General features: G+C 63.3%; 16 protein-coding genes. 5 read left to right on the forward strand and 11 right to left on the reverse strand.

Going from position 1 to position 14075, the window contains the following annotated elements; translation table 11 throughout:
- Positions 1–27: 27 nt before the first annotated feature.
- Positions 28–243, reverse strand: coding sequence for a hypothetical protein (locus Q3Y64_RS17330; RefSeq protein ID WP_303563757.1), 216 nt, complete (start codon positions 241–243; stop codon positions 28–30).
- Between the two features lie 146 nt (positions 244–389).
- Complete coding sequence (locus Q3Y64_RS17335; protein WP_303563759.1) at positions 390–1280, reverse strand: LysR family transcriptional regulator; 891 nt, start codon at positions 1278–1280, stop codon at positions 390–392.
- A gap of 102 nt (positions 1281–1382) precedes the next feature.
- Between Q3Y64_RS17335 and metE the strand changes: the two genes are divergently transcribed.
- Positions 1383–3704: a 5-methyltetrahydropteroyltriglutamate--homocysteine S-methyltransferase gene (metE, locus tag Q3Y64_RS17340; protein WP_303563761.1), complete on the forward strand. Its 2322-nt coding sequence runs from the start codon at positions 1383–1385 to the stop codon at positions 3702–3704.
- Positions 3705–3783: 79 nt separating this feature from the next.
- The gene (locus tag Q3Y64_RS17345; RefSeq protein WP_303563763.1) at positions 3784–4185 is read left to right on the forward strand and encodes a dihydroneopterin aldolase; all 402 of its coding nucleotides are present in this window, start codon (positions 3784–3786) and stop codon (positions 4183–4185) included.
- Between the two features lie 41 nt (positions 4186–4226).
- Here Q3Y64_RS17345 and modC read toward each other — a convergent pair whose 3' ends face one another.
- The 4 genes from modC to Q3Y64_RS17365 are packed head-to-tail and all read right to left on the reverse strand — an operon-like array spanning position 4227 to position 7586.
- Entirely contained in the window at positions 4227–5306 is a 1080-nt protein-coding gene (gene modC / locus Q3Y64_RS17350) for a molybdenum ABC transporter ATP-binding protein (RefSeq protein WP_101943016.1), read from the reverse strand.
- Positions 5303–5983, reverse strand: a complete 681-nt coding sequence (gene modB / locus Q3Y64_RS17355) for a molybdate ABC transporter permease subunit (RefSeq protein ID WP_101943018.1) — start codon at positions 5981–5983, stop codon at positions 5303–5305. The genes modC and modB (Q3Y64_RS17355) overlap by 4 nt, the downstream gene beginning before the upstream one ends.
- A gap of 8 nt (positions 5984–5991) precedes the next feature.
- Positions 5992–6735 carry a molybdate ABC transporter substrate-binding protein gene (gene modA, locus Q3Y64_RS17360; RefSeq protein WP_303563767.1) on the reverse strand — a complete coding sequence of 248 codons (744 nt, stop codon included), beginning with the start codon at positions 6733–6735 and terminating at the stop codon, positions 5992–5994.
- Between the two features lie 35 nt (positions 6736–6770).
- Positions 6771–7586, reverse strand: coding sequence for a TOBE domain-containing protein (locus Q3Y64_RS17365; protein WP_254048244.1), 816 nt, complete (start codon positions 7584–7586; stop codon positions 6771–6773).
- 172 nt (positions 7587–7758) lie between these two features.
- On the opposite strand from Q3Y64_RS17365, the gene Q3Y64_RS17370 reads away from it, so the two are divergent.
- Positions 7759–8187, forward strand: a complete 429-nt coding sequence (locus Q3Y64_RS17370; protein ID WP_303563771.1) for a molybdopterin-binding protein — start codon at positions 7759–7761, stop codon at positions 8185–8187.
- Positions 8188–8243: 56 nt separating this feature from the next.
- Here Q3Y64_RS17370 and modB (Q3Y64_RS17375) read toward each other — a convergent pair whose 3' ends face one another.
- The 5 genes from modB (Q3Y64_RS17375) to Q3Y64_RS17395 form a co-directional block, all read right to left on the reverse strand.
- Positions 8244–8939, reverse strand: coding sequence for a molybdate ABC transporter permease subunit (gene modB / locus Q3Y64_RS17375; protein ID WP_303563772.1), 696 nt, complete (start codon positions 8937–8939; stop codon positions 8244–8246).
- A 6-nt stretch (positions 8940–8945) separates the two neighbouring features.
- Entirely contained in the window at positions 8946–9677 is a 732-nt protein-coding gene (modA, locus tag Q3Y64_RS17380) for a molybdate ABC transporter substrate-binding protein (protein ID WP_101943024.1), read from the reverse strand.
- A gap of 17 nt (positions 9678–9694) precedes the next feature.
- Entirely contained in the window at positions 9695–10105 is a 411-nt protein-coding gene (locus Q3Y64_RS17385; protein WP_303563774.1) for a hypothetical protein, read from the reverse strand.
- 92 nt (positions 10106–10197) lie between these two features.
- The gene (modD, locus tag Q3Y64_RS17390) at positions 10198–11043 is read right to left on the reverse strand and encodes a ModD protein (protein ID WP_303563776.1); all 846 of its coding nucleotides are present in this window, start codon (positions 11041–11043) and stop codon (positions 10198–10200) included.
- 4 nt (positions 11044–11047) lie between these two features.
- The gene (locus Q3Y64_RS17395; protein ID WP_101943205.1) at positions 11048–11581 is read right to left on the reverse strand and encodes a nitrogen fixation protein NifQ; all 534 of its coding nucleotides are present in this window, start codon (positions 11579–11581) and stop codon (positions 11048–11050) included.
- Between the two features lie 353 nt (positions 11582–11934).
- Between Q3Y64_RS17395 and nifE the strand changes: the two genes are divergently transcribed.
- Together nifE and Q3Y64_RS17405 are read left to right on the forward strand one after the other, a co-directional pair.
- The gene (gene nifE, locus Q3Y64_RS17400; RefSeq protein WP_303563780.1) at positions 11935–13461 is read left to right on the forward strand and encodes a nitrogenase iron-molybdenum cofactor biosynthesis protein NifE; all 1527 of its coding nucleotides are present in this window, start codon (positions 11935–11937) and stop codon (positions 13459–13461) included.
- Positions 13458–14075, forward strand: a 618-nt coding sequence (locus tag Q3Y64_RS17405; protein ID WP_303563782.1) for a nitrogenase component 1, incomplete at its 3' end; no start/stop codon positions are given. The genes nifE and Q3Y64_RS17405, both read left to right, overlap by 4 nt.

The raw sequence follows: 14075 nt of genomic DNA on the forward strand, positions 1-14075 counted from the left end.
TACGCTCAAAGCCTGACCCGTGTCAGATCAAGGTGCCGTCGAGAAAAAGACCGGCAGCCCGGTGGCCAGAAATGGCAGCGCGGAGATCACCAGCACGCCGATGAGAATCGCCAGCAAGGCAGGCAAGACCGACACGCCAACATATCGGATCGGCTTGCGGAACATGGCCGAGGCGAAGTAGATGTTCATGCCGGCCGGCGGGCACAGGAACCCCATCGAAAAATACTCGAGCACGGGCAACATACGCTGTCCCGCCAAGCGGGCAACTAAAGTAAATCAAAACCACACGAAGTCATCCTGACCTTGAGCAGCTGCCCAAAATCCTGCTCTACAGAGAAGTCAATACAACAATCCCCATCTTCCGCTCCGAACGCAACTCACTCTTCACTTTATCGATAGGCACGCGCCAGCTCGACAAACGCGCGCACATAATCGATACCGGCATCGACCTCGCGGATGCCGAGGAAGATCTGTTTGGGCACTCCCTGTTTGCCCAGCCGCACCGCCGCGAGATCAAGCTTGGGTGCGTATTCCTCCACCAGCCAGCGCGGCAGCGCCGCCACTCCACGGCCGCTGGCGACCATCTGCAGCATGATGTCGGTGGTTTCGATGGACTTGTGGCGCTTCGGTGCGATACCGGCGGGGGTGAGGAATTGGGTGTAGATGTCCAGCCGGTCGGTGGCTACCGGGTAGGTGATCAGGATCTCGTCGGAGAGCTGTTCGGGCTTGATCCACGCTGCATGACGCAAGGGGTGTTGCGGCCCCACCACCAGCACCTGCTCGTAGTCGAACACCGGCTCGAACACGAGGCCCGGCTTGTAGAGCGGATCGGGCGTGACCAGCATGTCGATCTCATGGCCGAAGAGCGCGCCGATGCCGCCGAACTGGAATTTCTGCTTCACATCCACATCCACGTCTGGCCAGCTAGCGAGATAGGGTGAAACGATCTTCAGCAGCCACTGGTAGCAGGGGTGGCATTCCATGCCGATGCGCAAAGTACCGCGCTCGCCCTGCGCGAACTGCTGCAGACGCGCCTCGGCGAACTCCAGCTGGGGCAGCAGGCGATTGGCCATCGCGAGCAGGAACTCCCCGGCCTGGGTAGGGCGCAGGCTGCGCCCTTCGCGATGCCACACCGGCGTGCCGAGCTGCTCTTCGAGCTTGCGCATGGCGTGGCTGAGCGCGGACTGGGTGAGGTGCAGCTTCTCCGCCGCAGCGGTGAGCGAGCCCTGGCGCTCGACCTCGCGCAGGATGCTCAGATGTATGCGTTCAAGACTTGCCATATGCGTGAGCCAATTTCATCGACGGATGAAAAAATACCATTTTTATTCATGAATTGCCGGTTTTAGGATGCGCCCACTTCCCCAACAACGGTGGCATTCATCATGGCAATCACACACAACCTCGGTTTTCCGCGCATCGGCGCAAAACGCGAACTGAAATTCGCGCTGGAGTCTTACTGGAAAGGCGAATCCTCACGCGAAACGCTCAAGGCGCTGGGCGCCGAACTGCGCCGCTGCCACTGGCAGGATCAGGCCGCGCTGGATTTCGCGCCGGTGGGCGATTTCGCCTTCTACGATCAGGTGTTGGACATGAGCTTCACCTTGGGCAACCTGCCCGAGCGCGTGCAGGGTTTTCATGGCGATGCGCTGGACAACTATTTCCGCGTGGCACGCGGCCGCTCCGTGGCCGCACCGGAACCTCGGCGTTCGGCCGAGTCGCCCGAAGCCCACGCCGGCTGCTGCGGTGGCGTGGCGGCGGGTGAAATGACCAAGTGGTTCGATACCAATTACCACTACATCGTGCCGGAATTCAGCGCCAATACCCGCTTCAAACTGGATGCCACGCGGCTGGTGGCGCAACTCGCCGAGGCCGGCGCACAGGGCGTGAAAGCCAAGCCGGTGATCATCGGCCCGCTGACTTATCTGGCCATCGGCAAAGCCAAGGATGATTCCGACAAGCTGGCCCTGCTGCCGCAGCTGCTGCCGGAGTATGCCGAGTTGCTGGAGGTGCTGGCCGAGCAAGGCGCGGAGTGGGTGCAGATCGACGAACCGATTCTGGTGACCGAGCTGGACGCCGAGTGGAAACACGCCTTCAGCATCGCCTACCACGCGCTCAAGACCTGTCGCATCAAGCTGCTGCTGGCGAGCTACTTCGGCCAGCTGCGCGAGAATCTGGAATGGGCGATCAAGCTGCCCACCGCCGGCTTCCATCTGGATGCGGTGAATGCGCGCGACGAAGTGCTGCCCGCGCTGAATTACCTCGCCAGCCACAAGGTGCTGTCGCTGGGCGTGATCAACGGCCGCAACATATGGAAAACCGATCTCACGGCGCTGCTGGACTGGCTGGCGCCGGTGGCCGAGCGCCTGGGCGAGCGCCTGTGGATCGCACCCTCGTGCTCGCTGCTGCATGTGCCGGTGGATCTGGACAGCGAACTGAAGCTCGATGGCGAGATCCGCTCCTGGCTGGCTTTCGCCAAGCAGAAACTGGCCGAACTCGATGTGCTGGCGCGCGCGCTAAATACCGGGCGCGAGTCGGTCCAAGCCGAGCTGGCTGCCAACCTTGCCGCCTGCGAGGCGCGCCGCAACTCGCCGCGGGTGCATAACCCGGCGGTGAAAGCCGCCATCGCGCAGATCACGCCGCAGCTGGGCCAGCGCCACAGCCCCTATGCCGAGCGCACCGCGAAACAGGCCGCGCTGCTGCACCTGCCGAAGTTTCCGACGACCACCATCGGCTCCTTCCCGCAGACCGCCGAAATCCGCAGCGCGCGCAGCGACTTCAAGGCCGGCGTGATCGATGAAGCCAGCTACCGGGGCGCGATGCAGGCCGAAATTGCCCGCAGCGTGCGCGAGCAGGAAGCGCTGGGGCTGGATGTACTGGTGCATGGCGAAGCCGAGCGCAACGACATGGTCGAATACTTCGGCGAGCAGCTCGACGGCTACGCCTTCAGCCAGTTCGGCTGGGTGCAGTCCTACGGCTCACGCTGCGTGAAGCCGCCGATCCTGTTCGGCGACATCTGCCGCCCGAAGGCCATGACGATCGACTGGATCCGCTATGCGCAATCGCTGACCGACAAGCCGATGAAGGGCATGCTCACCGGGCCGGTGACGATCCTGAACTGGTCTTTCGTGCGCGACGACCAGCCGCGCGCGGTTTCCTGCAAACAGCTCGCGCTGGCGATCCGCGAAGAGGTGCTGGATCTGGAACGCGCCGGCGTGCGCGTGATCCAGATCGACGAGGCCGCGCTGCGCGAAGGCCTGCCGCTGCGCCGCGCGCAATGGAAGGAATACCTCGACTGGGCGGTGGAATCCTTCCGCATCACCGCCAATGGCGTAGCCGATGAAACCCAGATCCATACCCACATGTGCTATTCGGAGTTCAACGACATCATCGCCCCGATTGCCGACATGGATGCCGACGTGATCACCATCGAGACCTCGCGCTCCGACATGGAACTGCTCGACGTGTTTGACCACTTCCAGTATCCGAACGAGATCGGGCCGGGCGTGTACGACATCCACTCGCCGAACATCCCGAGCCAGGAACACATGATCGCGCTGATGCAGAAGGCCGCCGAGCGCATTCCAGCTGAGCGTTTGTGGGTGAATCCGGACTGCGGCCTGAAGACGCGTCAGTGGCATGAGGTCATTCCGGCGCTCGCCAACATGGTAGCCGCCGCCAGGGCCCTGCGCGACACGCTGAACTGATCGCACTCAGCCACTCCTCAACAGTCCCGGCCATGCGCCGGGTCTTTTTGCTGACCCCTCTGTACCGGAAGCCCGTCGCGTGGAATTCCTCAATCGCCGCATCAGCATCCGAAATTTTCGCGTCCAGGCCTCCATCGGCTTTCATGCGGCCGAACAACTGCGGACCCAGACCGTGCTGATCGACATCGACCTGCATCTGCCGGCGCTGCGCGGCGAGATGCCGGACGAGGTGAGCGCCACGGTTGATTACGATCGGGTGTATGCAGCCATCCCGCCCTTGCTTGCAAGCCGCCACTTCAAGCTGCAGGAAAGTCTGTGCCACGCGCTGCTGAAATTCTGCGTGGCGCTGCCCGGCGTATGCGGTGCCCGAGTGCGGATACGCAAACCGGAGGCTTATGCCGATTGCGAGAGCGCGGGCTACAGCGCGGAACTGCACCAAGCTCCTGCTTGCTCAGGAGCGACGGGCTCCGGAAGCCATTAGCCAGTGAAAAATAGAAATAACCTCCGCAGCGGTTTCCAGGCTCAATCCAGCAGCGCCACCGCTTTCACCTGCGCCCACACTTTCTGCCCCACCAGCAGTCCGAGCTGCTCGGCCGAACGCCGCGTGATGCGGGCCAGCAGCGGCACGCCGGCAGCATCCAGGCCGACCAGGCATTGCGCCGGATCTTCAGCCGGGGCAATCCCGCTGAGCGTGCACGGAAAGCGATTCTGGATGCTGGAAGCATTATCGCCACTCAATGCGATGCTGATGTCGCGCGCCACGATGCGCACCCGCACCGGGCTGCCTGCTGCCAGCGGGCGCTGCGAGACAAACAGCTCACCGCCAGCAAAGCCCAGACGCGTAAGTTGCCAGGCCGGCTCGTGATCGAGCACCTGCGCCTCGATCACCACCCCGGCATCGTGATCGCGTGCCAGCGGGAGGTCGAGCCGGGCCAGCGTCTCACCCAGCGGGCCACTGGCCAGCACCCGCCCCTGTTCCATCAGCACCAGATGATCGGCAAGGCGCGCAGCCTCTTCGATCTGATGGGTCACATACAGCACGGGGATATCCAGCTCATCGTGCAGGCTCTCGAGGTAAGGCAGGATCTCCTGCTTGCGCGCAGCATCGAGTGCCGACAGCGGCTCATCCATCAGCAGCAGGCGCGGGCGCGTCAATAAGGCCCGCGCAATCGCCACGCGCTGGCGCTCGCCGCCAGAGAGGCCATCCGGCTTGCGCGCCAGCAAGTGCTCGATGCCGAAGCGTGCAGCCATCGCCCGGATCTCATCCTCGTGTACGGCCCCTGTCGCACGCTTCATGCCGAAGGCCAGGTTGCCACGCACATCGAGGTGCGGAAACAGGCTGGCTTCCTGGAAAACGTAACCCAGCGAGCGCTGCCAGGTCGGCACGAAGCGCCCGGCTTCGTCCTGCCAGCACTCGCCCTGCAGCGCGATGTGCGCCTGCTCAGCATGCTCAAGCCCGGCCACACAGCGCAACAAGGTGGTCTTGCCGGAACCGGAGTGGCCGAACAGCACCGTCACGCCGCGCCCCGGCAATTGCAGATCAACATCCAGGGTAAAACCCGTGAAGGCATGCCGAACCCGGATCTTCATCGATTCGCTCATACGCCCCTCCTGCGCGAATCCGGGTTCAGACTGTAGAGCAACAGCAGCACCAGGAAGGAGAAGGCCACCATGCCGGCCGACAACCAGTGCGCCTGCGCATACTCAAGCGCCTCGACATGATCGAAGATCTGCACCGAGACCACTCGCGTCTGCCCCGGAATGTTGCCACCGATCATCAGCACCACCCCGAATTCGCCCACCGTATGTGCAAAGCCCAGCACCGCAGCCGTCAGAAAACCGGGGCGGGCCAGGGGCAGGATCACCGACCAGAAGCTGTCCCAGGGAGATGCGCGCAAGGTGGCGGCCACTTCGCGCGGACGGGCGCCAATGGCTTCGATGGCGTTCTGGATCGGCTGGACCACGAAGGGCAAGGAATAGAAGGTGGAGGCCAGCACCAGACCACCAAAGGTGAAAGGCAGCAGACCCAGCCCGAGGGACTGGGTCAGCTGGCCGAGCGGACCGTTAGGCCCCATCAGCAAGAGCAGGTAGAAACCCAGTACGGTCGGTGGCAGCACCAGCGGCATCGACACCAGGGCACTCGCCGCCCCACGCAGGCGCGATCGCGTATTGGCCAGCCACCAGGCCAGCGGCGTGCCGAGCAGCAGCAAGAGCGCCGTAACCGTGGTGGCCAGTTTCAGGGTGAGCCAGATGGCCGACCAGTCCTGGGTTTGCAGCATGCTTTTCCTCAGATGTCGTAACCGTAGGATTTGATCACGGCGAGCGCCTTGTCGCCCTTCAGATACTTCAGCAGCGCCTCAGCGGCGGGCTTGCCCGCGCCATTGCCAAGCAGGATCGCATCCTGACGGATTGGCGTGTACTCGGAGGCGGGTACGATCCAGGCCGAACCACTCTTCAGGGCGCCATCCTGCCAGACCTGCGACAGTGCCACGAAACCCAGTTCGGCATTGCCGGTGCTGACGAACTGGAAGGCCTGCGAAATATTTTCCCCCTGCACGATCTTCGCCTGCAGGCTATCGAACACGCCTTGCTTCTTCATCAGCTCGATAGCCGCTGCCCCGTAAGGCGCAGTCTTCGGATTGGCCAGTGCCAGCTTTGCGAAACCCCCCTTTTTGAGCACTGCCCCCTTGTCATCGACCACGCCAGCCTTGGCGCTCCACAGCACCAGCTTGCCAATCGCATACGTGAAACGACTGCCTTTAAGCCCTGCGCCTTCGGCCTCCAGTTTTGCCGGGGTTTCGTCATCGGCCGAAAGGAAGACCTCGAAGGGCGCACCGTTTTTGATCTGGGCATAGAAAGCACCCGTCGCACCCGTGGACACCACGGCTTTATGGCCGGTGTCCTTCTCGAATTCGGCGGCAATCTTCTGCATCGGAGCCGTGAAATTGGCCGCCACGGCCACCTTCACTTCATCGGCCAGAACGGGTGAAACAAGGCCGATGGCGGCCAGCAGGGAAATCAGGACCTTCATGACAATGACCTTTCTTGACTACAACAGGAGGAAAATCAATCAAAAGAACACAGCATCACGCTGGAAGCCTTGAACACCGCGCAGGCGCGCAAGCCTTCCTTCAAGCCCAGCTCATGCAGGGATTCGCGTGTGATCAGGGCGCTCACCGTGCGGCCGGCCGGCAGGCCCAGCACCACATCCACCGACACTGGTCCTTCGTGAATGCGCAGCACCTCACCCCACAACTGGTTGCGTGCCGAGATACGCAAGCTTTCATCTGTCATCAGGATCACCGCCGACGAATTGACCCAGGCATGCAGTTCCCGACCGATGGTCAGCTGCAACTGTTCGGCACCTTCGCGCGACACCTGGGCTACCACCTCGTTCATGCCGTCAAAGCGGATGCCCACCTCGAAGGTCACTTCTCCGGCGCGCAAGGTAGTGATCGGGCCCACAAACTGGTTGCGGGCGCTGGGAGTCACGCCCACGCTGCGCATCAGGCGCCGCAGGGCTTGCGGATCTTCGCCGGCCGGATCGCTGAGGCTGGCGGTCACCCGGTCCAGCGCCAGCTGATATTCCGCTTCCATGGCCCGGTAAAGGCTCACCACGCGCTTGCCATAAGCGGTCAGCAAGGTTCCGCCGCCATGCTTGCCACCGGCTGAGCGCTCCACCAGTGGCTCCTCGGCCAGATTGTTCATGGCATCCACGGCATCCCATGCGGCCTTGTAGGAAAGCGGCACCTCGCGTGCCGCCTGAGAAATAGAGCCGCACTGCTCGATGGCCTCCAGCAGGCGGATGCGGGTATCGCCGAGAAAACTGCCGGCGGCGAGATCGACGCCGAAACGGCCAATCATGCGTGGGACTTTTTTCATGCCAGAAATGTCCGGTTTGTTCATATCGTTATATTCTCACTAATACAGCGAATTGACTTGAATTGTGCTTATTCCAGATTCTGAATCCAGGCCCGTTATGGTTGAGCTGTCGCAGAGGCACCCGATACAGTCCGCCCATCCCTCCACGCAAGCTCTCAGGAAAGGCAAGAAGATGAAAATCAGCGCGCGCAACAGTTTTGAAGGCACGATCAGCGCCCTCAGCAGTGGGCCGGTGAGTGCCGAAGTTGAAATCAGTACGGCAGGCGGCGACAAGCTCGTCGCCACCATCACTCAGGGCAGCGTGCAAACGCTGGGGCTGGCCGTTGGCAAGCCGGTAGTAGCCCTCGTCAAGGCGTCGAACGTCATGGTCATGACCGATGGCAGCGGGGTGAAACTCTCGGCTCGCAACTGCCTCACCGGCACTGTGAAGAAGCTGGTACAGGGCCCGGTCAGCGCCGAAGTGATCATCGCCCTGCCCGGCGGCGCCGAGATCTTCGCCAGCATCACGCGTGATGCCACGACCGAGCTGGGCATCAAGGAAGGTGCAGCCGCCACGGCAGTGATCAAGGCCTCTTCGGTCATCATCGCGGTCAGAAACTGAGCCCGCCAGAGCCGGGTCGTGCGCCATCAGCGCGGCCCGTTTCGGTTTCCGGGGCTTCATTGCGCCCCCATCCGGCGCAAGCCAACAAACACCAGCACAGACAGTGCACCGAGCAACAGAGTCAGCACCATTGCCCGTGGATATTCACCCGCGAAGACGGCGTTGTAGATTTCCAGAGACACCGTATTGGTGCGCCCGATAATATTGCCGCCCAGCATCAGGGTGATGCCGACCTCCCCCAGCGAACGCCCTAGCCCGAGGACCAGCCCGGTCACCAGCGCCCGCTTCACATTGGGCAGGAGCACGAAACACGCAATCTCCCATTCGCGCTTGCCAAGGGTTCGCGCAACTTCGCCGAGCCTCGCTGAGAGGGACTCCATCGCAGCCTGCACCGGCTTCACGACCAGTGGCAGACCCGCCACAAAAGCCGCCAACACCACGCCGGACAGACTGAAAACAAGTGTTTGCCCGCAGCAGGCCAGCAGCCAGCGACCGAACACCCCTTCGCGGCCAAACAGCAGGAGCAGCACGAAGCCCAGCGCCACCGGCGGAAATACCAGCGGCAAGGTCACCGCTACATCCAGCCAGTTCCGCCCCGGCCAGCCCTTGCAACTCAGGGCATAGCCCAGCAGCACTCCCGCCGCCGCGTGCAGCAGCAGCGTCAGCCCGGCCACCTCAGCGGTCAGCCACACGGCATGGCGCACAGCCGGATCGGTCAGTGTCGGCAGCACAGCGGCAAACAGATCCTGCATGACGACTCAGAGCCCGTAACGCTGCAGCACGGCCCGAGCAGCCGGGGTCTGCAGGTAATCCAGGAAGGCCTTGAGGGCCGGCGACTCCTGCCCGGCAAGCACGCCGGCCGTAATGTGGATTGGCGCATATTGCTCCTGCGCCAGTTCGAGATAGCCCCCGATGCGCGTGCGAATTCCCAGAGCCTCGGTGAGATTGATGAAACCGGCATCCACCTCGCCACTGATCAGGTAGGCCGACACCTGCGGCACCGTCGGCACCACCACCAAGCGAGGCTCCAGCACATCCAGCAGCCCCGCCTTCTGCAGACTCTCCCGCGCAGCCTTGCCAAAGATGGCCTGCTTCAGATCTGCCACGCCGATCCGCTGCACACCAGCCGCCTGAAGATCTGTCAGCGATTTGAAATCCCGCCCGACCGGCCAGGCCAGCACCAGCCTGCCCCTGCCTATCGGAATAAAACGGTTGAATGCAGGCTGACCAGCCTTTTCCAGCACATCCTGCTCACCGAACACCACCGCCACCTTGTCGCTGGCCCGAGCCTGGGCCAGCACCTGTCCCATATGGCCGTAGATACGCTCGACCTTAATGCGACTGGCCGCCTCAAACGCCTGCGCGATCTCGTCAATCGGCCGCTTGTAGCCTGCCCCGCCCGCAATCAGCAGGCTCTCTTGCGCGATCGCCAGCAAGGGAAAGAGCGCCAGCAGGAAGCCAATCAGTTTCAAGAACCTTGTTCGTTTCATGACACGCTCCCCGCCGCTCAGCGCGGCATTTCATCCGCGAAGGAAAAAAAGGCCTGTGACTGGCAAGCCTCGCCATGTGTGATGCGGCGATGGATGAGCCAGCGGCCATCCTTCATCTGCCAAGCCACCAGGTGCTCGCCGTAACTCGGTGCAAGGTAGTAGTTCTCGTCGTCATCCGAGCGCAGATCCGTCAGCACGAAGTAATGCTCGCAATAACAAGGCGACTCATCGCCCTCGCAGCGATAGCCCAGCACACGCTCGGAGAGGATTTCGTAGTCGCGGAAACGCTCGAAAGCGCGCGGTGCCAGCACGCTGCTCGCCCATTGCTTGGGCAATACGGCGCGCCAATCCGGCTGCGCCTCACGGCGCTGGCAGCGCCCAGCTTGAGGCAGGCCACTGGCCTGCGCAGATAGATTCAGGGCATTCATGAATTTCTCTCCTTTCCGGATCGGCATCCGCATTCGTTATGTATGTTTGTATATAGCGAATTGCATGCCAGAAACAGAAGCGGCGAAAAGCTTCAGCGCGCGGAGAAGGTGACCTTGACGTCTTTCGGGGCGGCAAAATACGGCGCGGAGCTGACGAGAAAATCCGCCCCAGCCCGGGCATAGGCCAGTGCGTTGCCGAGTGTTACGCCCCCCGCCGGGGCCAGCAGCACATGGCGGCCCTGGGCAACCAGAGCAGCCCGGCATTCGGCCAGAGCATCCGGACTGAAGCGCTCCAGTTGCAAGACCTCTGCACCACATTGCGCCAGCCACAGGGCCTCAGCCAGATCACCCGCCTCAGCCACCAGTTTTTTCTCCGGATGCTGCTGCCGCATCCGTGCAAACAGCTGCGGCAAGGTGACATTGTCGACAAAGACACGATGGTCGGGAAACACCAGCAGGGTTTCCGACAAACCCAGGCGGTGTGCCACCGCGCCGCCCGCCCGCACCGCCTTGGCGGCGAGCGGGCGATTGCCGGGAAAATTCTTGCGTGTACAGGCCAGCGGCAGATCAAAGCCGGCCGCATGCAGCAGTTCAAGGATTTCGGCGGCAGCCGAAGCCATGCCCGAGAGGTACTCAATCAGGGTCTGGGCAGTTTTCCAGGCCAGATGGAGCGCGGCGACCGGGCCTTCGGCCTGCAGGATCACGTCCCCTGCACTCAAGGCACAACCCGAAGGCACGCACGCCAGCACCTCGCCACCAGCCAGCTCGATCAGGCGGGCAGCCTCCTCGCTTCCGGCCAGGCGCATTGCAGCGCGCGCGCGAAAGTTCATGCCAGCAGCCTGCGCACCGATGCCCAGCGCGCGGGTCGTCAGGTCACCAAAGGGCGCATCCTCCGCCAGCATGGCTTCCAGCACCCTATCCGGCACGCAGCGTTCCATGCGCTCAGACCTCCGGGCCGAAACAGACGGGATGATCCACGCAGACCCCGCAACTGGGCGACTTGCAGATCGGCACGCCGGCACGCTCGCACAGTTGGCGATAGAAGAATTTCTTCCACTTCATATCGCCCACATTGAGCGCTGCCAGCGAGGGGAAGCGCTGGCGCAGGAGGGCGTTGAGCTCACGCCGCGAAGGCAGGCCCATGTCCTGCCACAGGTGATTGTCACGCTGGGCGGCCGTGGCAATCGCGGCGGCCAGCCAGATGCTCATCGGGTCCAGTGGCGCAGCGTAGTCCAGCAACAGCTCGAACAGCTCTTCGAACTCATCAAAGCGCGCGGCCGGCTGATCTGCATTATCCAGCTCGACGCCGGGCAGACAGGTCTCGCGCAGCACGGCGAAGGAAGCCGGACCGATGCCGCGGATCAGCGGGCGCTCACCTGCGCGCTGCGATTCAGCCAGCACGCAGCGCAGTACCAGCACTTCGAGCGAGGGGCTCTGGTCGATCAGGCGGATCAGATCTGTAGCAACAGCGTTCATGGCGATGTCCTCCGCAAGACATGCAGCAAGGATTGCGCCAGCCATCCCGCAAGGCAGGGCGCCGGAAGAGGCGACAGGCCTCCAGCGACTGCGCGAGCGCATGAGTTCGGTGCTCCGCCCCCGCCTCCCCGGTACCAATCCCTACATTTTGTAAGCTTCACCACAGCCAGCCACAGCCCACAAACCCAGCCAAATCAAGGCCTTCCAGCCAGGCACAAGCTTTGCGAAGCTAAGCCCGCCGGTCGTGGCCCATCCTCGTTCGGCCCTCTCCCCCGCCTCTTCTCCTCGGGGCGGGAGAGGGGAGTTTGCAGCGCTGCGGCGCGAGTTGCATCCCTCATCACCGGACTGCCGCCATGAAAGCCTCCGACATTGCTGCGCTGAAAGACGAACCGGCCTGCGCCCACAACAAGGCGGAGGAAAAGGCCGGCTGTGCGCGTCCCAAGCCGGGCGCCACGGCAGGTGGCTGCGTGTTCGACGGGGCACAGATCGCGCTACTGCCGATTGCCGATGTGGCCCACATCGTGCACGGCCCGATTGGTTGCTCCGGCAACTCCTGGGACAACCGCGGCACCCGCTCCTCCGGCCCCACGCTGTACAGCATCGGCATGACCACGGATCTCACCGAGCAGGACGTGATCATGGGGCGCGGCGAGAAGCGCCTGTTCCACGCCATCAAGCAGGCCATCGACGAATATTCGCCGGCCGCCGTTTTCGTCTACACCACCTGCGTGACCGCCGTGATCGGCGACGACGTGGCCGCCGTGTGCAAGGCCGCCGAAGCGCGCTGGGGCGTGCCGGTGGTACCGGTGGATTCGGCCGGCTTCTACGGCAGCAAGAACCTCGGCAACCGCATCGCCGGCGAAACCATGCTCAAGCACGTGATCGGCACGCGCGAGCCGGAGCCCGCGCCCTACGTGCCGGGCATGCCCGATGTAAAAATCCATGACGTGAGCCTGATCGGCGAATACAACATCGCCGGCGAATTCTGGAACGTGGCCCCGCTCTTCGACGAACTGGGTCTGCGCATCCTCGGCACGCTCTCGGGCGATGCGCGCTACCACGAAGTGCAGACCCTGCACCGGGCCGAAGCCAGCATGGTGGTGTGTGCCAAGGCCTTGCTGAACGTGGCGCGCAAGCTGCAGGAGCGCTGGCAGGTGCCCTTCTTCGAGGGCAGCTTCTACGGCGTAGCCGACACCTCTCAAGCCCTGCGCGAATTCGCCCGCCTGCTGCGCGATGCGGATCTCACGGCCCGCACCGAAGCGCTGATCGAGCGCGAGGAAGCCTGGATCAACGCGGCCCTCCAGCCCTGGCGTGAGCGCCTTGCGGGCAAGCGCGTACTGCTCTACACCGGCGGCGTGAAGTCCTGGTCCATCGTCTCGGCGCTGCAGGACCTGGGCATGACAGTAGTCGCCAGCGGCACCAAGAAATCCACCGAGGAAGACAAGGCCCGCATCAAGGACTTGATGGGCGAAGACGCGGTGATGATCGACGAAGGCAGCCCGAAGGCCTTGCTGAATGCCTACAAGGATTTGCGCGCCGACATCCTGATCGCCGGTGGCCGCAACCTCTACACCGCGCTGAAGGCCCGCATCCCCTTCCTCGACATCAATCAGGAACGCGAATTCGGCTACGCCGGCTATCGCGGCATGCTGGAGCTGGCGAAACAGCTCGCGCTGACCATCGAAAGCCCGGTGTGGGCTGCCGTGCGCAAGCCCGCGCCGTGGGCCAGGAGCAAGGCAGCCGGCACGCCTCTGGGGCTGCGTAGCCCGGATACAGCGCGGTGGAGTCCGGGAACACCGCCCACGCCCGAGCCCCCGGATTCCGGCCTGCGGCCTTCATCCGGGCTACACGAGCAAGATTCACTTGAGGTCGCACCATGAGCGAAATCATCAAACGCAGCAAGCCGCTGTCAGTCAATCCGCTCAAGGCCAGCTCCACGCTGGGCGCCTCGCTGGCTTTCCTGGGCCTGCGCCGGGCGATCCCGATGATGCACGGGTCGCAGGGCTGCACCGCCTTCGGCAAAGTGTTCTTCGTGCGCCATTTCCGCGAGCCGATCCCGCTGCAGACCACCGCCATGGATCACATCGCCACGGTGATGAACTCCGATGAAAACGTGATCGAAGGTCTGCGCACCCTGTGTGAGAAGAGCAACCCGGATGTCATTGGCCTGCCGACAACAGGGCTTGCGGAGACCCAGGGCAGCGATGTGCAGCGTCTGCTGCGCCAGTTCCGCCAGCAGTATCCGCAGTACGAGCACATCGCCATCGTGCCGGTGAATACCCCGGACTATGCCGGCAGCCTGGAGAGCGGTTTCGCACAGGCCGTGGAAGCGATCATCGACGCACTGGTTCCGGTCTCGAGCAGTGTCGGGCGGCGCCGGCGCCAGGTGAATGTGCTGGCCGGCGCCGCCCTCACGCCGGGCGACATCGAAGTGATCCGCGACTGGATCGAGGCCTTCGGCCTGCGCGCGGTGATCCTGCCAGATCTGGGCGAC

The sequence above is a fragment of the Uliginosibacterium sp. 31-12 genome (assembly GCF_030548425.1).
GTDB lineage: Bacteria > Pseudomonadota > Gammaproteobacteria > Burkholderiales > Rhodocyclaceae > Uliginosibacterium > Uliginosibacterium aquaticum.

What these genes read in the sequence shown, in the direction of transcription:
- Q3Y64_RS17330 (WP_303563757.1), bottom strand. Translation starts at nt 243, where the DNA reads ATGTTGCCCGTGCTCGAGTATTTTTCGATGGGGTTCCTGTGCCCGCCG.
- Q3Y64_RS17335 (WP_303563759.1), bottom strand. Translation starts at nt 1,280, where the DNA reads ATGGCAAGTCTTGAACGCATACATCTGAGCATCCTGCGCGAGGTCGAG.
- metE (WP_303563761.1), top strand. Translation starts at nt 1,383, where the DNA reads ATGGCAATCACACACAACCTCGGTTTTCCGCGCATCGGCGCAAAACGC.
- modC (WP_101943016.1), bottom strand. Translation starts at nt 5,306, where the DNA reads ATGAGCGAATCGATGAAGATCCGGGTTCGGCATGCCTTCACGGGTTTT.
- modB (WP_101943018.1), bottom strand. Translation starts at nt 5,983, where the DNA reads ATGCTGCAAACCCAGGACTGGTCGGCCATCTGGCTCACCCTGAAACTG.
- modA (WP_303563767.1), bottom strand. Translation starts at nt 6,735, where the DNA reads ATGAAGGTCCTGATTTCCCTGCTGGCCGCCATCGGCCTTGTTTCACCC.
- Q3Y64_RS17365 (WP_254048244.1), bottom strand. Translation starts at nt 7,586, where the DNA reads ATGAAAAAAGTCCCACGCATGATTGGCCGTTTCGGCGTCGATCTCGCC.
- Q3Y64_RS17370 (WP_303563771.1), top strand. Translation starts at nt 7,759, where the DNA reads ATGAAAATCAGCGCGCGCAACAGTTTTGAAGGCACGATCAGCGCCCTC.
- modB (WP_303563772.1), bottom strand. Translation starts at nt 8,939, where the DNA reads ATGCAGGATCTGTTTGCCGCTGTGCTGCCGACACTGACCGATCCGGCT.
- modA (WP_101943024.1), bottom strand. Translation starts at nt 9,677, where the DNA reads ATGAAACGAACAAGGTTCTTGAAACTGATTGGCTTCCTGCTGGCGCTC.
- Q3Y64_RS17385 (WP_303563774.1), bottom strand. Translation starts at nt 10,105, where the DNA reads ATGAATGCCCTGAATCTATCTGCGCAGGCCAGTGGCCTGCCTCAAGCT.
- modD (WP_303563776.1), bottom strand. Translation starts at nt 11,043, where the DNA reads ATGGAACGCTGCGTGCCGGATAGGGTGCTGGAAGCCATGCTGGCGGAG.
- Q3Y64_RS17395 (WP_101943205.1), bottom strand. Translation starts at nt 11,581, where the DNA reads ATGAACGCTGTTGCTACAGATCTGATCCGCCTGATCGACCAGAGCCCC.
- nifE (WP_303563780.1), top strand. Translation starts at nt 11,935, where the DNA reads ATGAAAGCCTCCGACATTGCTGCGCTGAAAGACGAACCGGCCTGCGCC.